The organism is Streptomyces sp. MspMP-M5, assembly GCF_000373585.1.
In the GTDB taxonomy this organism is placed as follows: Bacteria; Actinomycetota; Actinomycetes; order Streptomycetales; family Streptomycetaceae; genus Streptomyces.
Genome location: NZ_KB891936.1, coordinates 1 through 21855, shown reverse-complemented (window position 1 = coordinate 21855; position 21855 = coordinate 1). Strand labels below are relative to the sequence as shown.

The window sequence follows — 21855 nt, the reverse complement described above, 5'->3', positions numbered from 1 at the left end:
CCATGGGGCCAGCCGCCCGTCCCGAGCGCAGAATAGAAGCCACCCCGCCCCTCACCGCAAGGTAACTCTTCAGTGCGCAAGATCCCCCGCAAAGTGAAGCTTCAATCCGCAGACTTCGACGTCACTGGACAGCTGCTGTAAGCGCATCAGACCAACGTGCGTGGCGGGATTCCCGGCTCCCTCTCGAGTAGCCCATGCGGTTTGGCCCCGGCCCGTTCATACGTATGCCGAGGCATGTGGCTCAGCGAGCCAGTGGTGAGCCAGTGCCGAGCCACAACGCAGGTGGCGCAGGGGTTCAACCGGTCCGGCGGGAACTTTCTTTTGTTCGATTCCGGGTGGGCAGGTGCAGCCGCGGCGCTGGTCATCGGGGCGGGCCGGCGGCGGGGTATCGCACAGTCCGGGCCAGTGGCTCGGCTGTCGCACGGGGGTGGTCCGCGGGTGGTCCGTTGGTGGCACGGGGCGGTGACAGGGGTTGCGGCAGATGTTGTCCGCCACTCCACCAGGAGCTCAGATGCACCACCTCTCCCGCCCCTCCTGTCCCTCGCGTCGCCACTCCGCTTGCCCGCGTCCCGGCGGCCCTTCGCCGCTTCAGAGACTGGAGGAGTCCTTCCTTGCCCTCGCCACGGCGGCCGAGCCGCTGACGCTGCCCGCGCACCTGGTCTGCGAGGAGCCGGAGCAGTCCGTACTGCCCGTCGACCAGGTCCGCACCCGCCTTGCCCACGCCGGCACGTCGACGGTGCTGCATGAGCGGGTCTGGCGTGAAGTGGTCCGCCGCGCCCGGCAGCTCGGTACGCCGTGGGACACCGTGGCCCTGGGGATGACCGTGCCGGTGCTGCACCGGATGCTGGCCCGCCTGGGGCGCTGTGACCACCTGGAGCGTGCGGAGCTGGAGCAGGAGGCACTCGCTGCGCTGACCGCAGCCCTGTATTCCGTGGACGCCGAGGGATCGGGTGTGGGGTGGGAGTTGTTCGCTGCGGCTGACCGGGCGGTGCATCGCCTGGCGTACGCCGCCCGCCGCCGCGCCCTGCGCGAGACCGGGCTGGAGGAGACGAGCGCGAGCGGCCTTGGCCAAGGTGGTGACCCGGCCGCATCACCAGACCTGGCGCTGGAAGCTGGAAGCGGTGAGGCGAAGGACGAGTACACGGTGCTTGCCCTTGCGGTCAGGGCCCGTGTGGTGACCATCGCCGAGGCGCGGCTCATTGCTCGTACGCGACTGGAGGGGGAGCCGATGCAACCCCTCGCAGAGGAGCGCGGGGTGAGTTGCCGTCAGCTCTACCGGCACCGCGCTGCTGCCGAGCAGCATCTGGCCGCGTATCTGCGCCACCAGTTGCGCGCGGGGTGACTGTCGGCCGTTCGGAGACTTTTCCGGCGGCGGATGTCGATTTCGCTTCCTTGAGTCTCTTTTACAAGTGAGCGTCACCATCGGATCCGCGCCCTGGATGCGGCGGTGACACTCAGCCAGGCACCGTCACGGTTGTGCTGACGGGGTCTGTTGCCGCCGGTGGGGTGAGCACGTCCGTCTCGTGCTGACACCCGAGCCCTGTTCCGCCGCTCCTTGAAGGAGGACGGCCCCGGACAGAGGGATCCGTGTTCACCCCACCGCGCGGCACCGTACACGGCGGCCTGCCCTGCGCCGCCGAACTGTTGCGAGTTTTCCCGTTTCCCCGCTGCCGTTGGAGGCGTCCGTGATGTTCGCAACGATCCGCCGGCCGCGCCGACGGCTGATCTGCCGGGTGGGCCGTTGGACGGCCCGGTTCGGTTTCATCACCGTGCTCGCGTCGCTGGTGCTGCTGGCGGACGTGTCGCAGGGGTGGGCGGTTGCGACCATCCCGACGGTGATCTCGAATCTGCGGAACTGGATCATCGGCATCCTCGCCGGGCTCGCCACGCTGTTCCTCACCTTCGGCGGGCTGCGCTATCTGATGGCCGGCGGTGATCCAGGGGAAGTCGAGGCCGCGAAGCGGGCGTTGAAGGCCGCCGCGATCGGCTACGGACTGGCGGTCCTGGCTCCGGCCCTGGTCACGGTGCTCCAGGGCATCGTCGGTGCAGGTAGCGGAGGCGGGCAGTGATTCCCGCCAGACACTTCCTGCGCGCCGTGCTCATGCTCGCCGGCATGGCCGCCCTCGTCCTGGGGCCGCTCTCTGCCCTGCCTGCCTCCGCGCAGGCGGTACATGCAGGGGTGCAGGCGCCGGCGGCCCCGGAGCCGCCGCGGCCTGAACCTCAGCCCGCACCAGCCCCCACCTCCTCCTCCCAACCCAAGCCATCTGCATCACCGCGGCCCGTTCCGGTCCCCGCGCCGACGCCCACTCCAGGCCGCCCCTCACCACAACCGTCACGGTCACCCTCTGCGGAGCCGGCTCCCGGGCCTACGCCTGCGGCGTGTGAGGCGATGGGCAAGGAGTGCGTCAAGGACACCTCCTCGGGGTGGGACGTCCTCACCGACATCCCTGGCCTGGTCGCGGGCGCGGTCACCTCGTTCCTCGGCACGCTGATCGAGCAGATCATGAAGCCGCTGCGCGAGTTCCTCGCCGACAGCCTGCTGGCAACCCCCGACGTCACCCAGCACGCCGACGTCAAACGGCTGTGGAAGGCCATGCTGGGGATCACCGCCGGAATCTACGTCCTGTTCGTCACGGCGGGCGGCATCACGGTCATGGGCTACGAGACCATCCAGTCCCGCTACGCCCTCAAACAGATCCTGCCCCGCCTGCTGGTGGGAATGGTCGCGGCGGCTACGTCCTTGACAGTGATGGGCAAGGCGATCGGCCTGGCCAACGCTCTTGCCCACGCGATCATGGCGACCGATCTTTCGGATGCCGGGCAGGGCATGGTCGAACGTGTCCTGCCCTTCGCCCTCTTCCGGGTCGCCGGGCTGAAGCTCTATCTGATCCTGCTGGCGATCGCGGTGATCGCGCTGGTCCTGGCGGTGATGATCGGCTTCATGGTGCGGGTCGCGGTGATGGCGCTGCTGGCCGTTTGTGCACCCCTGGCCCTGGCGTGCCATGCCCATCCCGTGACCGATCCTGTTGCCCGGCTGTGGTGGCGAGGGCTGGCCGGCTGCCTGATCATCCAGGTCGCTCAGTCGGTGACGTTCGTGCTGGCCCTCAAGCTGTTCTTCGCTCCTGGCGCGTCGACGTTGGGTATCCCGAAGGCCGATCAGCTCGGCACGCTGCTGGCCGGTCTCGGGTTGTTCTGGGTGCTGTTCAAGATTCCCGGCTGGGCGCTGCAGGTTGTCCTGCGGGGAACGCCGGTTCACCAACCGCACGCACCGGCGGCCGTACGGGTGCTCAAGCATCTGGCGCTGTACCGGCTCATGGGCCACTACCTGCCCGCAACCCGTCTGCTGCGCCGCCACAACGGCGGCACAGGTGGCAGCGGAGGAGGCGGGTTTGGGCGGGGACGTGGTGGGCCGGGAGGCAGACGCGGGCCCGATGGTGGGGGAAGCGGCGGCACTCGGCCACCCCTTCCCGGACCGGGAAGGGGTGGAGGCCCTCGAAGCCGTGCCGGGCGGCGGCCGACTGCCCTGCCCGGACCCACCGACAGCCAGCGAGCAGCCGGTTCCCCCGCTACAGGCGGAGCCCCTCGTACGGACTCCTCCGGTACGAGGAGCAGAACGCCTGCCGGCACTACGGCTCCTGGCCCAGCGCCCCGACGCGCCCCTCTTGGCCACGTGCCTCGGCGTCCTGGTCCGCGTGCCGCTCCCTTCGCCCGCGCATCAAATGGCCCTCGAACCATGCTCCACCCCGCCCAGGCCCGCCGACAGCAGCAGCTGACCTTGCCTCTTCCCACCGAGCGCACCGCGGCCCAACCGTCCCACTCCACCCAGACGTCGTTTCCCGTCCGCACCGCAGGCGCCCCGACGTCCCCCCAGCCCCGGACAGGCCAAACACCCCTACCCCCACGCTCCGGCTCCACCGCAACGCCGCCCCCGCCCGTCCGGCATCTGGTCCGCCCCATCCCCGCCGAACCCGTTCGCCCACGGCTTTCGCGCCCCATGCAACTGCGACTCCCTCTCGAACCACCCAGGAGGTAGCACATGGCAGGACCCGACGAATCGACGGACGCTCCATACGCCACACGTATCCCTGCCGACATCTCTCGTCCCGACCGGATTCTGGGACCGTTCACCGCCCGCCAGTCAGCAATCCTCGCCGCCGCGGCCGTGGTCTTGTACGGCGGTTGGTGGGCCACCCGTCCCTTCATGGCGCCGCTCGCCTACGCAGCCCTTGTGATCCCGATCGCAGGGGCGGTGGCGGCGCTCGCCCTCAGCCGACGGGAGGGCATCGGCCTCGATCGTTTCCTGGTCACCGCCCTCCGACACGCCCGTACCCCCAAGCGCCGCGTGCACGCCCCCGAAGGCGTTCCGCCGCTGCCGGGCATCGTCCCCGCCCGCTGGGCGAACAGCGCCGGGCCGCCTGTCGCCGCGATGCGTATGCCCTACGACGGCATCACCCCAGGCGGAGTCCTCGATCTCGGCAGCGACGGTAAGGCGGCCGTGGCGGAGTGTTCGACAGTCAACTTCGAGTTGCGATCGGCAGCCGAACAACAGGGCCTGAGCGCGGCATTCGCCCGCTGGCTCAATTCCCTGACCGGCCCGACCCAGCTGCTGGTGCGCTGCCACCGCATCGACCTCACACCGCTCGTCGACCACCTCCACCATCACGCTGCAGCCCTGCCCCACGCCGCGCTGGAGCGCGCCGCCCGCGACCATGCCGACTTTCTCTCCGAGTTGGCGTTGAGCCGAGACCTTCTGGGTCGGCAGACCCTGCTGGTGGCCCGTGAAGAGGCCGCGGGACGCGACGTACCGCGCGGTACGGGCGAGGGACGAGCACTGCAGCGGCTTGAGGAGGCGGTCCGAGGGCTCGCTCCGGCCGAGATCAACGTCACGCCCTTGGACGGCCCGCGGAGCGCCGAGCTGTTGAGCGCAACCTGCAACCCCGATACCACCTCCCAGATCGACGACCGACCGGAAGGCGACCTGTGATGCCCCGACTTCTCCAAGGCCGCCTCCGCCCCCAGCCGCGCACGCCGCAGGTAGCCACTGTCAAAAAGTTGCTCGACGTGGCCGGCCCCGAATCCGTCGAGGTCCATGCCCGCACCCTCGCCGTCGGCGCCCATGTCGCTACCACGATGGTGGTCACCGGCTACCCGGCCGAGGTCACCCCCGGCTGGCTCACCCCGCTGTTGAACTTCCCCGGCCATCTCGACATCGCCCTGCACATCGAACCCGTCCCCAACCCGGTAGCCGCCGCCGGATTGAAGAAGCAGCGGGCCCGCCTCGAATCCGGCCGCCGCACCGGCTTCACCAAGGGACACCTCGACGACCCCGAGGTGGAGGCCGCGGCAGCGGATGCCGCGGAGTTGGCCTACCGGATCGCCCGCGGCGAGGGGAAGCTCTTCCACGTCGCCCTCTACCTCACCGCCCATGCACCGGACGAGGACACCCTCGCGGATCAGGCCGCCGCGGTCCGGGCGGTGGCCGAGTCTCTGCTGATGACGGTGGCACCGACCACCTACCGGGCCCTGCCCGGCTGGCTGGCGACCCTCCCGCTCGGCCTCGACACCCTTAAGATCCGCCGGACCTTCGACACCGCCGCCCTCGCCACGTGCTTCCCCTTCACCAGCCCCGACCTCCCCACACCCACCACCACGGACGGCGAGACCTCAGGTGTCCTGTATGGCCTGAACGCGGTCTCCGGCGCGCCGGTGCTGTGGGATCGCTTCGCTCAGGACAACTACAACTCCATCACCCTGGCCCGTTCCGGAGCCGGCAAGTCCTACCTCGCCAAACTGGAGCTGCTGCGGCTGTTGTTCACCGGCGTCACGGCCTCGGTCATCGACCCGGAGGACGAGTACGTCCGCCTCGCCGAAACGGTCGGCGGTCACGTGGTCGGACTCGGTTCCGACGGCGTATGCATCAACCCCTTCGACCTTCCCACCTGTGGCTCTGAGGGCGAGGACGTCCTGACGCGGCGTGTGTTGTTCCTGCACACCTTCCTCGCGGTCCTGCTCGGCACGGACCTGACCGCGGCCGAGAAAGCGGTGCTGGACCGGGCAATCCTCGCCGCGTACACCCGCGTGGGGATCACCGCAGACCCCCGTACCTGGCAGCGCACCCCGCCCGCCCTCGCCGACCTGGCCCTCGTCCTGAACGAGGACGGCAGCGAAGTTGCCGCGGACCTCGCCGACCGGCTGGCCCCCTACACCACCGGATCACACGCCCACCTGTTCAACGGCCCCAGCACCGCCACCACCTCCGGGCACCTGGTCGTCTTCGCGCTGCGCCGTCTGCCGGAGGAGGTCAAGGCCCCCGCGATGCTGCTCGCGCTCGACGCCATCTGGCGGCAAGTCACCTCCCGCCCGGACGCCGGACGTCACCTGGTCGTGGTGGACGAGGCATGGCTGCTGATGCGCGACGGAGCCGGAGCCCACTTCCTGTTGCGCATGGCCAAAGCCGCCCGCAAGTACTGGACCGGCCTGGCAGTGGTCACCCAGGACGCCGACGACGTCCTCGCCTCCCCCCTGGGCCGCGCCATCGTCTCCAACGCCGCCACCCAAATCCTCCTCCGCCAAGCCCCGCAAGCCATCGACACCATCAGCGACAACTTCCACCTCTGCTACGGCGAGCGGGAGTTCCTGCTCTCGGCCTCGCGCGGCGAGGCCCTGCTGCTCACCGGGGACCGCCGCCACAAAGTCGCCCTCACAAGCGTCGCCGCTCCCGGCGAACACAACGCCATCACCACGGACCCGAGCGAACTCGCCGACCAGCAACGAGAGCTCGATATCGACCGTGGGGAAGCGGCGCTGTGGCGGTGTACCACTTCCTCGCCGTGAGCCGTCCGGATGGTCCGCTGGTGGACTTCCTCACCAACCCGACCAGCTTCTGGACACACCTCAGCCGCGGAGCCGCCGACTGGCTCGAAACATATGCGCCCCTTCTCCTCCCGTGCGCCGTTGTCATGGTGACCGGTGGCTACGTGGTGCGCCGCCGACTGCACTGGTGGCGCCAGCGCCACCTTGCCCACAACGCCCGCTGCGTGGAGATCCTCGCCCCACCCCACGTCGCCCCCAAGGGCGGCGAGGTGCTGTGGGCTCAGCTCTCCGGTCTCCTGCGCCCGTGGTGGCGGCGCCTCACCACTGGCCAACCCCACCTGGCCTTCGAATACACCTGGTCACACACCGGACTGCGCATCAGCCTGTGGGTCCCCGGCACCGTACCCCTGGGCCTCGTACGGCGTGCGGTGGAGGCAGCCTGGCCCGGCGCCCACACCCGCCTCACCGAACCGTCACCTCTGCTTCCGCCCGGTCATACCGTCACCGCGGGACGCCTGTGGGCGGCCCGTCCTGAGGTCCTGCCGCTGCGCACCGACCACCCCACCGATCCGTTGCGCGCACTGCTCCAAGCCGCCACCGGTATGGGCGAGGCGGAGTCCGCCTGTATGCAGATCCTGGCCCGGCCTGCCACCGGCAGCGCGCTGCGCCGCGCCCGCCGCCAGGCCCGCCGCCTCAAAGCCGGCCATACCCCCGCACGCCTCCCCGCCCTGACCGCGCTCCTCCTGCACCGCGCTCAGCCCTCCGTCACCGGCAAACTGGACCCCGAACACGGCACCGCCGTAAGGCAGTCCGCGGCCAAGCTCTCCGGCTCCCAGTGGCAATGCGCCCTCACCTACGCCGCCAGCTGCTCCATCAAGCAGGAACACGCCGATGATGTTGCAAGGGGCCGAGCCCACGCGCTGGCGTCCGCGTTCGGACTGTTCGCCGACCGCAACTACCTCACCCGAACCCGACTCATCCGCCCCGAACCGGCCCTGAACACAAGGCGCTTCACCTCCCGCACCACACTGCTGTCCGTCCCGGAACTCGCAGCTCTGGCCCACCTCCCCTCCGAACCCGACGCTCCCGGCCTACGCCGAGCCGGCGCCCGCTCCGTCCTCCCACCACCCCAGATCCCACAACCCACACCCGCCAACGACGTCAAACCCCTGGGGCACTCCGACACCGGAGCCCGCCGAGGCGTAGGTCTCGCCGTTGCGGACGCCCGCCACCACCTCCATGTCATGGGCGCGACCGGATCGGGCAAGTCCACCCTCATCGCCAACCTCGTCCTGGACGATGTCCGCCATCACCGCGGCGTCATCGTCATCGACCCCAAAGGCGACCTGGTCACCGACCTGCTGGACCGCCTCCCCGACACCTGCGCCGACCGTCTCGTCCTCATCGACCCCGACGACCCGCACACGCCCCCTTGCCTGAACGTGCTCGACGGCACGGACATCGACGTCGTGGTCGACAACATCACCGGCATCTTCCGCCGGATCTTCACCGCCTTCTGGGGACCGCGCACCGACGACGTCATGCGCGCCGCCTGCCTGACCCTCCTCAAACACCGCCACCGCACCGGTCAGCTGGTCACCCTCGCCGACATCCCCCGCCTGCTCGGCGAGTCCGCCTACCGACTGCGGATCGTCCCCACCCTCAAAGACCCGGTCCTGCGCGGGTTCTGGGCCTGGTACGAGTCGATGTCCGAACCCTCCCGCGCCGCCGTCGTCGGCCCCGTCATGAACAAACTCCGCGCCTTCCTCCTGCGCGACTTCGCCCGCCGCACGATCGCCGGCGGCCCCTCCACCTTCGACCTCACCGAAGTCCTCGACGGCGGCATCCTTCTTGCCCGCCTCCCCAAAGGCGCTCTCGGCGAGGAGACCTCCCGATTGCTGGGGTCCTTCATCGTTGCCGGTGCCTGGCAGGCCGCCGCCGCCCGCGCCCGCACCCCCGAACACCAGCGCATCGACGCCACCTTGAACATCGACGAGGCACACAACTTCCTCACCTTGCCTTATCCGCTGGAGGACATGCTCGCCGAGGCCCGCGGCTATCGCCTGTCCATGCTCCTGTCGCACCAGCACCTCGCCCAGCTCCCCCGCGACCTGCGCGAAGGCATCTCCGCCAACGCCCGCAACAAGATCTTCTTCAACGCCTCACCCGAAGACGCCCACACCCTGGAACGCCACACCCTCCCCGCACTGGCCGCGCACGATCTGGCCCACCTGGGCCCCTACCAAGCCGCCGCCCACCTGCTCACCAGCAGAGCGGAATCCACCGCCTTCACCCTCACCACGCACCCCCTCCCACCCCCAGTACCTGGCCGCGCAACTGACCTCCGCGCGGCTGCCGCAGGACGCAACGGCCCCCGCCCGGCCACCCGCCCCTGAACAGTCCAACTCGATCACCTACCCGGTGGTGATTTGCCATGCCTTCCCTCCCTCGCCCTGCCTCCGGCCCCGGCTCCCGCTACACGGCCCGCGCCGCCACCACGCGACACCGCCCGAACCCACACACCGACATCGCTACGCTCGCCCACCGCCTCACCACCCGCGACCTCTGGCTGGTACGCATGCTCCACGAGCACCGCGTCTTGACCACACCCCAGATCGCCCGCCTCGCCCACACCTCACTGCGCTCCGCCCAGCGGCGCCTGCGCACTCTCCACCAGCACGCCGTCCTCGACTCCTTCCGTCCCCTGACCCAGACCGGCTCCGCCCCCGAGCACTACACCCTCGGCCCCCTCGGAGCCGCCCTGCTCGCCGCCCACGCCGGCCTGGACACGGCAGTCCTCGGCTGGCGCCCCACCCACACCGGCCGCATCGCCTACTCCCCATCCCTCGGCCACGATCTGGGCGTCAACGACCTCCTCACGTACCTCGCCGCCCGCACCTACACCACCCCCACCACTGGACTTCGCCTGTGGCTGTCCGAACGCTCCGCGGCCCGCCGCTGGGGCGACCTGATCCGCCCCGACGCCTACGCCCACTGGCATGACGGCGAGCGCCTGCTGCCGTTCTTCCTCGAATACGACACCGGCAGCCAAGCCCTCGCCCGCGTCGAAGCCAAACTCTCCGGCTACGCCGCCTTCACCACCGCCACCAGTACACGCCCCGCCCTCCTCATCCACACCCGCACCCAGTCCCGCGACCAAGCCCTCCGCCACCGCCTGGCCGACACCGTCCGCGAACTGGGCCTGAACGTGGCAACCTCCTCTGCGGACTTCACCACAACCAGCCCGTGGGGACCGTGGTGGGCGCCCCTCCAGCCCGGCGCCCGTCGCGTCACCCTCACCGACCTCGCCGCCCAGTGGCCCGACCTCAGCCCCGCCTCCGGCTTGGAACCGACCGACGCCGACACCACCCTCACCCTCCCCGTCCCCCCACTCCCACCCGTCGCCCGACCCGAGGTCCAGGCGTGAGCTCCCTTCTGGGAAAGGCGGTCGCCGGCATCGGCTGCGCAGTGCTGTGCCTGCCGCTGCTCGCCGCCGTCACCGTCGCCGCGGCGTTCGGCGGCATGACCTCAGACAGCAGCACGGCGGCCACTGCGAGCAGGCAAGCGATCAACGACATCCCGCCCCGCATGCTCACCCTCTACCAACGCGCCGCCCTCACCTGCACGGGGCTGTCCTGGACCGTCCTGGCCGCCATCGGCAAGGTTGAGACCGACCACGCCCGTCACCCCACCATGGTCTCCAGCGCAGCCGCCGTCGGGCCGATGCAGTTCTTGCCGTCCACCTTCCAGGCATACGCCCGCCCCGTACCTCCTGGAGGCAAGCGGCCACCGACCCCCTGGGACCCGGTCGACGCGGTATACGCCGCGGCAAGACTGCTGTGCGCCAACGGAGCCCGCAACGGCAAAAACCTCCAGGCAGCCCTCTACTCGTACAACCACTCCCACACCTACGTGAGCCAAGTCCTCACCACCGCCGGCAGGTACACAACCATCGCACCACCCCCAACCGGCTCCGCCGCCAAGGTGGTTGCCTTTGCCCGCGCCCAGCTCGGTGTCCCTTACGTGTGGGGCGGTGACGGGCCGTCCGACGGCGGCTTCGACTGCTCCGGCCTCACCCAAGCCGCCTACCATGCCGCAGGCATCCGCCTCCCCCGTGTCGCACAATCCCAATACGACACCGGCCCCCAACTCCCCAAGGGCACCCAACTGGCCCCAGGCGACTTGCTGTTCTTCGGGCCCAGTCCACACCGCATCACCCACGTGGCGCTCTACGTCGGCGCAGGACGGGCGATCGACGCACCGCACCCCGGAGCCGTCGTCCGCCAGGGGCCCGCGCGCATCAGCGCCTCGTCCTTCCAGGGCGCGACAAGGCCCACGGCCCACGGAGGCAACGGGTGAAGCAGGTCGAAGCCCGAGAAGCCGTCAGCCTCCTGCGCTCCATGACAAGGGTCCTATGCGTCGTCGGCATCCTGGCCCTGGCCTTCACCACGGTCAACGTCACCCGATTCGCCACCAGCCGCGACGTCCCCCTCCCCATCGCCGTCCTCCTCGACCCCATAATCGGCACCGCACTCGCCGGCGTTCTCTACGTCGACGCACGCCTGGCCGCATGGGGCATCACCCCACCCGCCTGGTCCACCACCCTGCGCTGGAGCGCCGGCTCCACCGCCGCCCTGATGAACACGTGGGAGAGCCTCTGGCCGGACGGGCAGATCGGGTGGCCCGGCCACGCCGATCCGGCAGCAGTTCTCCTCCACCTGATTCCAGCCCTTCTCCTGATCGCCCTGACCGAGACCATCGCCGCCTACCGCCGCACCATCACCAACCTCCTCGACCAGACCACCCCCACCGACCCCACCAACCCGACCAGACCGACCGAACCGGCCGATCGCACGGAACCGACCGCCCCAGCACACCCCGGCACAGCCCCCGCCTCCCGATCGGCCACCGATCGGGCCGACCGGGAACTGACCATCGGTGCAACGCTGCCCGCCTGCTCCTCACCGCAGAACGCATCCGGTCCCACCCCGCCCTGTGGCCAGGCCGACCGCCCCGGTGCGGCCGACCCGGCCCTCACCAGGCCCAACGCGGCCGACGTCGCACCCCGCAGCCCATGCACCGAACCCGACCGCCCGCCACCCGGGATCCGAGCGGCAGACGCCGACCTATGGCCGCACGCCCTCGCCCTAGACAAGACCGTCCGGGCTGCCACCGGCCGGCCCGCAAGCATCTGGCGACTCCGAAACGAACTGCACCTCGGTCCCAAACGCGCCCGCCGCATCCATCACCAACTCCACCACCACAACACCGACCGCCCACCCCCGATCGAATGAACCCCGCTCCGCCCCCTCCGACCGACCACACCGACCAGGCACCGACCACCCGACCGACCGCTCCCCAAACCCACCGCCCGACACTGGCCCGGACCAGTCCACGACGCAAGCCCCGTATCCGCCCGGAAGCCGCGCTCCCCGCAGTGACCAGGAACAACCCCGTGGAATGTGCCGCTTGACTTCCCGCCCGGGGCGAGCGTCCATGGTCGTGGCCGACGACGGCGTGCCGCGCTTGTGGAAACCCGAACTCGCTCTCGCTACGGCCACGTTCGCCCGGACAACCGCGATGCGCACGCGCCCGGCGAACTCCGCGGACCGCAAACGCTGCCCGCACCCCGGCCGGGGCCCTCAACACCCGCATCACCACGGAAACGAGGACCCCACATGTCCGACACCAACCTTGACGCCACAACCACGCGCAGTGAAACTCCACCGGCACCACTGACGGGCCTGACCGGCGCAGCCGCCGCCGTCTACACCCAGCTGATGGGTATGACCGAACCGGCCACAGTCGCCGAACTCGCCCACGCCGCAGGCATCGGCCACTCCACCGCCGGACGAGCTGTGACCACCCTGGAGAAGCGTGGCCTCGCCGCCCGCACCCGAGGTGGCCACGACGGCCCCCGCCGCATGCCCGACCTCTGGCACCCCGTAACCCCCACACCCAACCCCGAGACCACCAACACGCCAGAACACACCGAGCAGCCCAGCGACGCGCAACCGGAGAGCACTCCCACCGGCTCCGCAGGGCCCGTCAACAACGACTCAGAACGCGGTGAGGAAACGTCCGAGGACAGGGCAGTATCCAGCGCCTCTGCAGCACCTGCCCCCACCAGCCCCAACCCCACCATCACGGTCGACGCTCACCTGCCCGCGGATACCTCGCTCGACGCCCCCGATGCGCCAGCCGCCGGCGAAACCGAAGCCCACACCGAGCTGGAATCCGACACCCTTCACGGAGACGCACCCGGGGACACCGAGCACTCCAACGGCGACAACAGCAAGGAAGACAGCCCACAAAGCGAGGAAGACGACGCACCCACGCCGAGCGAAGGTACCGAGGCCCAGACGGCACCGGCGCAACCGACACCGGCCAAGGACGGACGACTCGCTCCCGGAGCACTCCGGCAGATGGTCATCGACCACCTCCACGCACACCCCGCCGAGGCATTCACCGCCACCCGCATCAGCCGCGTCATCGAGAGGTCCTCCGGCGCCATCGCCAACGCCCTCGTCAAACTGGTCGGATCGGGAATCGCCGAACAGATCACCGACCAGCCACGCACCTACCGGCTGACCCAAACCGCCAGGACACCCAACATCAGCTAGCCACCCGCTCAGGCCAGGCCGGCGTACCCCGCGGACCACCCGGGGTACGCCCTCCTGCGTCCAGGTCCCGTGCCAGGTGACCGGCGGTCAGTACCCGCCTGCGTCGGTAATGGCTGCAACGACCTCTTGTCGGGACGTAGCTGGCCTCAGGTGTCCCTCGTCGCTGTTGCTGCACCGACGCGACGCACCCCCGTCTCCAAGATCATCAATGGAGACGGGGGCGCAGAAACAGCGCCGCAGGGGCATCCACGGCCTACCGTTGGCCTCAGTACCGAATTACGACCTTCTTGACGTACAGGGTGCCGCCGTAGGTCAGGGAGCTCAGCGTGAAGTAGTAGTCACCCGAGGATTGGGAACCCCACGTGCTCGTGTTGCAGCGGTTGGAACGGGTGCCGTGGTCCTCGTCCGGGCCGAACACGTCCTTGTAAAGGGTGATGCCAGCGTCGTTGAATCCATTGTCGCTGTCCGTCGAGCATCCGCTGAACTGTACCGACGTGTTGGCGCCGTCGATGTCGTTGTCAGTCCAGCGGCTTGATTCGTTGTTGATGTGCCAGCCTGAGATGTATGTGGTTCTGCTGCCTTCTGCATGAGCCGGGATGGCGCCTATGAATCCCAGGGCTATGGATGCCGTGACGATTCCGACTGCTCGGCGACCCACCTGCATCGTTAACTCGCTTCCCCCGCATTACACGGTTTGGGTTCGTTGAAAGTAGCCGAAGAACATGGAATGCCTTGTTCTTCAGGCAGTGACTGTTGTGGTTCGTTGCGGAAATTAGCAATGCCCCTTCTTGTCCAGCAAGACGGTTTCTGTTCAGTGGCCGGAATCCCACTCTTCCCCTGTGCTTGCAAGTTGGCCAAGCGGTTGGCTGCACGATCCGAACTAGCCCTTGTCTCGCTGGGGGTTTGCGGCCTCAGCTTGACGACATCACCTCCACCAAGCCTGTGCGAGAGATGGCTAAATCCTGCCGACGGTAAGGCATGTGACCGCTGTTTTGGGACGGATACATTCCGTTTTGCTCGCCGGCTTCCTACACTGCGCCGCCGACATTCCGACCAGCAAGGAGCGGTTTTAAGTCATCCTGCCTCAGTGATGTGGCGGCGCTTCAAGGGCAGGGCCTACGTACTGACGCCGGGATCTCTGGAACTACGCAAGTCGGGTCACAGGCACACAACACTCGACTTTGGCTCAAAAGTTCGAATCCCGGTTGCTGGCTCATCGGTCGCAATCACATGATTCCGAGCCACGCCCCAGCCGGTAGCGGCCGCACCTCCCGGTGCGTGGTGGGGGAAGAGCAACCAAGGGGAAACGATGCGAGTCTCGCGTGTGTCCGGCGCTCTGGTGTCCGGCGTACTGGCCACGGTTACCTTCGGAGTCGTCCCAGCCCATGCCGAGGGCAGCAAGACGACGTACATCTCGTACTGGGCCACGGGCGGGGAGTCCAGCCGGTGGCACGACGGCGACAACGACAACACGAGCACGACGGTCAGATTCCAGAACTGCAAGATAGCCAGTTCGCCGGGTACTCGGGCCAGCGCCGCGGTCTCGGTGTGGAAGGATGTCTTCGGCCCTGACGAGAATAAGGGCTCCAAGGGCGATGTTTGCAGCGCAACGAAGTCGTGGGGGGTTCTTGCGGAGGGTGACTATTACTTCAGCCTCGACAACATCAATGGGGCGTCGGGACCGGGGACTTTTCATCTCGACGCCAAGCCGGTCACGATGACCTGGTAACTCGACGGTGATGAAGTGTCGGCCGGGAGCGTGAAGATGCTCCCGGCCATCCCTTCGTTCGGCTCGCGATAGGCAAGGATGGCATGTCTCTGCAATTCACTCGGTGTTCCTTCCAGTACGGCCGGAAGGTTCCCGTACTCGATCGGCTCGACCTGTCCATCGGACACCGGGCCACGGTCCTTCTCGGTCCGAACGGCGCGGGGAAGTCAACGCTTATGGGTATCGCCGCCTCGTGGATCAACCCCACCGAGGGGTCGGTCAGATGGCGGGGAATTGATCCGGCCAAGGCGGCGTCCCGTGCGTCGTACCGTAAAGCGGTGGGCTGGCTTCCGCAGAACGTCAAGCCGATGCCCGGGCTCACGGTGCGGGAAAACGTCGCCTACATCGGCTGGTTAAAAGGGATGTCCCGCTCCGATGCCTGGGACGCATCACGGGACGCCCTGGAGCGCGTAAAGCTCGGAAGCCTGGCGGAGCGGAAGAGCCACCAGCTCTCCGGCGGGCAGCTGCGGCGGATGGGGATAGCCGGAACGCTCGTCCACAGCAGCGAACTTGTGCTGCTCGACGAACCGACGGCAGGTCTCGACCCCTCCCAGCGCCAGATCTTCCGTGACCTGGTGACGCAGTTGCTGGCCGACATCCAGGTTGTGGTCTCGACCCATCAGACCGAGGACCTCGACGCCATGTACGACCACGTCGTCATCCTCGACAAGGGCCAGGTTCGCTTCGAAGGCGACACCGACGGCTTCCTCGCCCTCGCCGCGCCGGGCACGCCCGAGGGCCGGCGCGCCGAAGCCGCCTACACCCAGCTGATCGCCAGGGAGGTGTGAGCCATGCTGTGGCGTACCGTCGTACGTTCCTCCTCCGCCACGTGGCTGGCCCCTCTGCTTGCCGCCTTCGTCGCGCTGCTGCTGTCCAAGGACCTCACCGCCGGGGTCACTCCCGGATACTGGCCCAGCGCACTGGGGCACGCCAACTTCGCGCTGCACTTCGTGGCACCGGCCTGCGCCACCGCCGGTGCCTGGGAAGGCTCACGCATCACGCGCGGCAACGTGACCCACTGGGCCCCCACCCGCTCCGGCCTCGGCATCGCCCTGCCACTGCTGGCACCGGTCTTCGTACTGGGCGCAGTTGGCATGGCGGTAGCGGCGGCACTGACCATCTCCACGGGCCAGCCTGACACCGGCACCCCGCCCCTGGGCATGGTCCTCGTCTGGCTGATCGTCCTTGCGGCCCACTCCTTCGCGGGTTTCCTGCTCGGCAGGCGTCTGCCGCTGGTGGTGGCCGCGCCCTTGGCGCTGATCCTGAGCTTCGTACTGACCGCGTACCCGGCCGCCATGGAGCCACTGTGGCTGCGCCACATGGTCACCGGCGGCATGTCCTCATGCTGCTCCCTGTCCCAGACACCCGACTGGCGCGCGGCGGCAAGCGCACTCGTTCTGGCTCTCGGCGTCATCGCAGCTGCCGTGGTGGTCCTGACCGTGCTGTCCCGGCGCGTACGAACCGGCCTGGTCACCGTCGCGCTGGTGGCCGGCCTGGCCGGCAGCGGATGGCTCGCCTACGGACTTCCCGCCGACCCTGTGAACGCCCGGCCCGCCGATCAACTGCAATGCGCCGGAGACAATCCACGCGTGTGCCTCTGGCCGGAGCTCTCCCAACAAGCCGACATGATCCGCCAGAACGCCGCCGACGCACGCAACCGCCTGCAGCAGGCCGGCCTCACCGTTCCCACCGAACTCACCATGGACAAGCAGGGCGGCCCAGGGGCCTTGTTCATCGGGGCCTGGCCCAAGCCCACTCCGTCGCAGGTCCGCTCCGGGGTCGGCACCGCACTGCTGCCCTCCGGACCGCCAGCCTGTGCCGAGCGCGGACCGTTCCCCGGCGCCGATGCCTACGGACCGACCGCCGCGTGGCTCGCCCGGACCGCAGGCGCCGACCCCCAGGAGGCAGCCGGACGTTACGGGGAGACGGAGAACGCGGCCGCCACCAGCGTCCTGCGGCTGCCCCGCAGCCAGCAACTGACGTGGTTCAAGCACAACAGCAAGGCACTGCGCGACTGTACGACCCACCCCGCCGCAGTTCCCGCGCCCCGCGTCCAGGAGACCTCGCGATGATCTGGTGGCTCAAGGCCAAGGGCGCTCCCGCAGTGCTCGCAGCCACGCTCGCGGCATATCTGCTCGCCATCTTGGTACGGCAGGAAGCCATCCCTGTTCCGGCGGTCGTCGGTGCCACGGGACAACTCCTGGTCACCCAGATCCTGGGAGTCGTCCCCGTCGCCCTGCTCCTCCACGGCATCGACCGCGGCGACACCATCATCGAGGCTGTCGCGCTACGCCACGCAGGCCGGCGCAACGTGGCGCTGTGCGGAGCGTTCGCGCTGCTGGCCATACTGCTGGCTGCCGTCGTCCACCTCCTGTGGGACCGGCCCGAAGCCTTGTCGCTCGCCCGCAACTGCGTCGGCTTCCTCGGCAGCGCTCTCATCGTCCGGACCGTGCTGGGCCCCGGTATTGCCGCGATCTGCGTCGCCGCACTTCCCCTGGCCTGCGCCGCCGCCGGCCGCCGACCAGGAGGCTCCGCCCAACCATGGGCATGGCCCATCCAGGAACCCACCTCCCACCTCGGCGTCGCCGAAGTCGCCTTCCTGTTCATCGTCGGCTGCGCGCTCGTCCTATGGAGGAACCGTCCGGCACTCGATCCCCTCGCGCGCACAGCCTGAACGGGCAGCATTCCCACGGTACTTACGCAAGCCCGGTCTGAAACATCAGACCGGGCTTGCTGTCAATCATGCATGAGGCGGGTGGGGTGCGATGAGCTGGCCGTGGCGAACCACAGGGCGGTGTTGTCAGTGGCTCGGCGAGCTTCCGCCATCGTGATCCGGCCCGCCGGGGCCGCTGACGACGACGGCTTGCTCCGGCGCTTGGGGCAGTTGGACCGGGCTCGGGTTGCTGCCCCGGGCGGTCCGGGGCAGCAACCGGAGGTCAGGTGTTGGCGGCGGCGAGGGCGGCGGTGGCGGCCTTGCCGATGGCGGTGGTGGCTTGGGCCGGGTCGGTCAGTTCCAGGAGGGTGGTGCCGGGGAGGGGGCGGGGACCGGGGGCGAAGGCGAGCCAGAGGATCGCGCAGCCTGTCTTGCGTAGTGCGGTGATGCGCGTGGCAGCGAGGGCGGTTTCGGTGGGGTTGTAGTAGCCGTCGGAGGCGATGACGAGGAGGCGGCCGGTTCCGGGTCGGTCGAGGTCGAGTGCGGCGGTGAGTGCGTCGGTGGCTTCGGCGAGGAGGTGGCCGCCTCCCTTGGCGTTGAACTGGGTGACGCGGGTGGGGGTGCGTCCGGGGGCGGTGATGGCCGTGATCGAGCGGTGGTAGGCGACGGTGGCGGTGCGGGAGTCGGGGTCGGTCAGGGCGGTGGCTTTGGCGAGGATCCAGGCGGCGGAGGCGATGGGTGCGGTGGCGCGGTGCATGGAGCCGGAGACGTCGACGGCGATTCCGACCCGGAGGGGCGGGGTGGGGGTGGGGCGGTGGAGGGTGCGTGTCCAGGGGGCTGCTGTGGGGGTGGCACCTGCGGCGCGTTGGGCATCGCGTGCCAGGGCTTGGCGCATGTTGAGGCGTCCGGGTGGTGCGGCGGAGGCGGTGACGGTGGTGGTGCGTTCGCGGTAGGCAGCGGCTCGCAGGGCCCGGGCCAGCCGTCCGGCGGCGGTCTTCTCGTCTGCCTCTGGTGGCCGGGTGCCGGTCACCGGCGAGCGATGGCGTCCGCCCTTGGTGGGCTTGCCCGGAGTGAAGGGCCGCCCGTTGGAGGAGAACACCTTCTCGGCGGTCTTCGCTGCCTGCCGCCGCTGGGCGGCCTGGTTCGCCTTGGCCTGTGCGCGGGTGGCTCGGGCGGCAGCGACCTTGGCCTCTACTGCGGCTTGGGCGGCCTCGTTCGCCTGGACTTGGGCGACCGTCTTGCCGATGACTTCGGCCAGCTCACCCCTGCGGCCGCAGGAGGAGTCCGGCGCCGGTGGCGGTGAGACAGATTCGGCACCCAGCGCCGCGCACCAGGCGCGCGCATGCTCCATCATTGCCGCCCCGTCCTCGTCGGCGGTGGCGTGGGCTGCCGTCCAGATGCCGGTGAGGGTCTGCAGGAGGTCGGGGCCGAGGATGCCGGTGAGGGTGGTTTCCAGGATTTGGGTTTCGTCCGGGTCGAGGATCCCGGCATCCCGGCGGGCGAGGAGCAGCCCGGCCGCCAGGGCTGCTTGCCACCGGTCACTGGGGGTTTGACTGGTGAAGTCGTTCAGAATCAAGGCGTGTACAGCACTGCGGAGGTAGCGGCGGTCGCCGGGGCGGCGGCCCAGGTGCGCACGTTCGGCGCGGGACTCCTCCAGGATTTGTCCGGCCTCATCGAGGGCTGTGCCGCGCAGTGCCGGTGGGGTGTGCCAGTGGCTGTGGGCGGCGTGGGCGGCCTCGTGGACGAAGGCGCCCCAGGCAGCGGGGTAACGGTCTTCATCGCCGGGTCGGGCGGGCCGGATGGTGGCTGGAGGCAGGGGCGCAAAGAGCGCGGCGTCGATCTCCAGTTGGGCGAGGGTGGGGTAGAAGGCGGCGGGGGCGCCGGATCGGGTGCCGTGTTCGCAGGTGACGAGGATGTCCTCGCGCTCGGTCAGTTCCGGCAGGCGGGCGCTGAGGGCTGCGGCGATGCGCAGCCAGTGGGCACGCTGCGCGGTGGGGCGGGGTTCGGAGAGGTTGCCGCCGTCGTCCTCCCAGCGGGCGGTAGCCCATTCCGTCTCGGACAGGGCGGGTGGGGCCGGTGGGAGGTGGTTGTGCAACTGGGCAGCCATGGCTGGGCGTTCCCTTCGGAGTGGGGTATGCGTGGGTGGCGTCGGGGGCCCGGAGAGGGGCGGGCCTGCGGGGGCCCGGCCGTGGCCGGGCCCCGGTGACGGGTTAGAGCTGGCGGCCCAGGGCGAGGGCGGTGACGGGTCGGCCGAGGGCCTTGGTGACGATCTCGGTGACTACGTCGCGGTCTTCCAGGGGTGCGATGCCGACCAGGTTGGCGAAGGCGGCCTCGGTGCCCAGGACATCGGCGATCTTCTGGAAGGCGATCAACTCGCGCAGTTGCGGTGCCCAGCCGACTTCGCCTGCCTGTTGGCTGGTGGCGAGGTGGCGGGCGATGCGGACCGCCGTGCGGTTGATCTTCAAGGAGGCGGCCAGGTCGTAGTCGGAGCCGACTTGGATCTGCACGCTGAACCGTGAGGCCAGCGCCTCGGTCAGCACTGCGCCGTGGACGCCCGGGTTGTGACCGGCGATCACGTAGAAGCCGTCGGCGGCGGTGATCGTCTCGCCCTTGTGCGCCTTGACCTGGATCTGGCGCCGCCCGTCCATCGCCGGGTAGAGGGCGGCCAGCACCTTCGGGGAGATCAGGGTCGCGTCGTCCAGGAGGAGGGCGCGGCCTTCCTGCATGGCGGTGACCAGGGGGCCGTAGATGAACTCGTAGCCGCCGCTTGCGTCCTGGGTGTATTCGCCGACAAGGTCGCCGACGGTGGTGTCGCCGTCTCCGGCGACCGTGATCAGGTCCGGGAAGGCCGCTTCGATCAGCGACGTCTTTCCTGTGCCTGGCGGGCCGTATAGCAGTACCGCAACGCCGGCGTTGCGCAGCCTGCGCAGCGCTTCGACGTCCGGGAGTTGGGCCAGGGCCCTGGGGTGATAGCGCTGCCCGTTCGGGCGCATGATGGGCAGCGGCCTAGCGACCGGCGGTGGAACGGCCGTGGCGGGCTGGGCGGTCGGGCTGGGGTGGGGCACTGTGGCGCTCGGGGCGGGCGGGTTGGCCGGTGCGGCTTGCGCGGCGGCAGCGGTGTAGGAAGTGGCCCGGTACATGCGGGGGTTGGAACCCACCCGCTCCGCCTCGCCCCGGGACATCAGGGTGTCGCAGGCGTTGCCGACCGCTCCTCCCGAATGCCCCAGCATCTTCGCCAGCTCGGTGACGCTGAACTGTGAACCGGCGTGATCCGCCAGGATCTTCGCCACCCTCGCCCGCAACTCACCCGGCCGTGCTTTCGACGGTGCGGCGAAGGAGGTGGGGGCGGCGGATGCGGGTTGCGGCTGAGCCTGGGGGTGAGGCTGGGGCTGGGACGGCGTGGTCACAGGTGACTCCGTTCTTGGTCGCCGGAAGGTGGGGTCGGCTACTTGTCGGCGGGCGGTGCCTGGCGCGGCACGTCGGGCCGTCGGGGCGGCTGAGGCGGGCGGGGCAGGGACTCCACGGGGCGTCTGGGTCGGGGGATGCGGGGGATCACAGGGGCGTTGTCGTCCGAGGCGTGCCACATGGGTCTCTCCGTTTCGAGGGATGGGTGGGGCGGTGTTCGGCGGCCTTTAGGCGTTGGTGCGCCGGGCTTGTTTTTGGCCGCACTGATCCCGTGCGCGGATATCTTCCGCGAGAGAATTAGCGGGATTTCTCGCTCCCGTTTCCCGGGAACAATTCAAATATAGCTCGGTCCGCATTTCGGCTGAAGCCGGATTCGGCTTGATAATGCTGGACTTCTCGCGAATTCACGACGAGAATTCAGGTGAATTTCGAAACGGGCGATGCAAGGCGTCGTGGTTCACGGAGTGGACGACCGTTTCCCAGGTGGTCTGTGTGTGTCGGCCCCCGGCGCGGCCCCCGGCGCGGCCCCCGGCGCGGCCCCCGGCGCGGCCCCCGGCGCGGCCCCCGGCGCGGCCCCCGGCGCGGCCCCCGGC

Annotated in this window: 17 protein-coding genes; 14 read left to right on the top strand and 3 right to left on the bottom strand. The window is 69.5% G+C overall.

All coding sequences use genetic code 11. The annotated features are described in order from the left end of the window. Positions 1–511: 511 nt before the first annotated feature. The 10 genes from B073_RS0133860 (at position 512) to B073_RS0133815 (ending at position 13436) form a co-directional block, all read left to right on the top strand. Positions 512–1342: a hypothetical protein gene (locus B073_RS0133860; RefSeq protein WP_018542517.1), complete on the top strand. Its 831-nt coding sequence runs from the start codon at positions 512–514 to the stop codon at positions 1340–1342. Between the two features lie 346 nt (positions 1343–1688). Further along, a complete protein-coding gene (locus B073_RS0133855) occupies positions 1689–2069 on the top strand; it encodes a pilin (RefSeq protein WP_018542516.1) in 381 nt (126 codons plus the stop codon). 320 nt (positions 2070–2389) lie between these two features. Beyond that, complete coding sequence (locus tag B073_RS47365) at positions 2390–4033, top strand: hypothetical protein (RefSeq protein ID WP_018542515.1); 1644 nt, start codon at positions 2390–2392, stop codon at positions 4031–4033. 3 nt (positions 4034–4036) lie between these two features. Continuing rightward, positions 4037–4984 (top strand): PrgI family protein, encoded by a 948-nt coding sequence (locus B073_RS0133845; RefSeq protein WP_018542514.1) that lies wholly within the window; start codon positions 4037–4039, stop codon positions 4982–4984. A gap of 68 nt (positions 4985–5052) precedes the next feature. After that, entirely contained in the window at positions 5053–6834 is a 1782-nt protein-coding gene (locus B073_RS0133840) for a VirB4 family type IV secretion system protein (protein WP_018542513.1), read from the top strand. After that, positions 6831–9209: a helicase HerA domain-containing protein gene (locus B073_RS0133835; RefSeq protein WP_234025236.1), complete on the top strand. Its 2379-nt coding sequence runs from the start codon at positions 6831–6833 to the stop codon at positions 9207–9209. The genes B073_RS0133840 and B073_RS0133835 overlap by 4 nt, the downstream gene beginning before the upstream one ends. A 38-nt stretch (positions 9210–9247) precedes the next feature. Next, entirely contained in the window at positions 9248–10240 is a 993-nt protein-coding gene (locus B073_RS0133830) for a replication-relaxation family protein (RefSeq protein ID WP_018542511.1), read from the top strand. Continuing rightward, a complete protein-coding gene (locus B073_RS0133825) occupies positions 10237–11172 on the top strand; it encodes an NlpC/P60 family protein (protein WP_018542510.1) in 936 nt (311 codons plus the stop codon). The genes B073_RS0133830 and B073_RS0133825 overlap by 4 nt, the downstream gene beginning before the upstream one ends. A gap of 41 nt (positions 11173–11213) precedes the next feature. Beyond that, positions 11214–12107, top strand: a complete 894-nt coding sequence (locus B073_RS0133820; protein ID WP_202487704.1) for an extensin — start codon at positions 11214–11216, stop codon at positions 12105–12107. Between the two features lie 384 nt (positions 12108–12491). Next, positions 12492–13436: a MarR family transcriptional regulator gene (locus B073_RS0133815; protein ID WP_026247981.1), complete on the top strand. Its 945-nt coding sequence runs from the start codon at positions 12492–12494 to the stop codon at positions 13434–13436. Between the two features lie 265 nt (positions 13437–13701). Here the strand turns inward: B073_RS0133815 and B073_RS46910 are convergent, their stop codons facing one another. After that, a complete protein-coding gene (locus tag B073_RS46910) occupies positions 13702–14100 on the bottom strand; it encodes a hypothetical protein (protein WP_158690294.1) in 399 nt (132 codons plus the stop codon). 660 nt (positions 14101–14760) lie between these two features. On the opposite strand from B073_RS46910, the gene B073_RS43115 reads away from it, so the two are divergent. The 4 genes from B073_RS43115 (at position 14761) to B073_RS0133790 (ending at position 17878) form a co-directional block, all read left to right on the top strand. Next, complete coding sequence (locus B073_RS43115) at positions 14761–15165, top strand: hypothetical protein (protein WP_018542507.1); 405 nt, start codon at positions 14761–14763, stop codon at positions 15163–15165. An 83-nt stretch (positions 15166–15248) separates the two neighbouring features. Then, positions 15249–15992: an ABC transporter ATP-binding protein gene (locus B073_RS0133800; protein WP_018542506.1), complete on the top strand. Its 744-nt coding sequence runs from the start codon at positions 15249–15251 to the stop codon at positions 15990–15992. A gap of 3 nt (positions 15993–15995) precedes the next feature. Beyond that, entirely contained in the window at positions 15996–17276 is a 1281-nt protein-coding gene (locus B073_RS0133795) for a DUF7224 domain-containing protein (RefSeq protein ID WP_018542505.1), read from the top strand. Continuing rightward, on the top strand, positions 17273–17878 hold the full coding sequence (locus tag B073_RS0133790; protein ID WP_018542504.1) for a hypothetical protein: 606 nt from the start codon (positions 17273–17275) through the stop codon (positions 17876–17878). Before B073_RS0133795 ends, B073_RS0133790 begins: the two co-directional genes overlap by 4 nt. A 262-nt stretch (positions 17879–18140) precedes the next feature. Here the strand turns inward: B073_RS0133790 and B073_RS0133785 are convergent, their stop codons facing one another. Together B073_RS0133785 and B073_RS0133780 are read right to left on the bottom strand one after the other, a co-directional pair. Then, positions 18141–19964 carry a VWA domain-containing protein gene (locus tag B073_RS0133785; protein WP_018542503.1) on the bottom strand — a complete coding sequence of 608 codons (1824 nt, stop codon included), beginning with the start codon at positions 19962–19964 and terminating at the stop codon, positions 18141–18143. A 103-nt stretch (positions 19965–20067) separates the two neighbouring features. After that, on the bottom strand, positions 20068–21147 hold the full coding sequence (locus tag B073_RS0133780) for an AAA family ATPase (RefSeq protein ID WP_018542502.1): 1080 nt from the start codon (positions 21145–21147) through the stop codon (positions 20068–20070). Positions 21148–21855 lie beyond the last annotated feature (708 nt).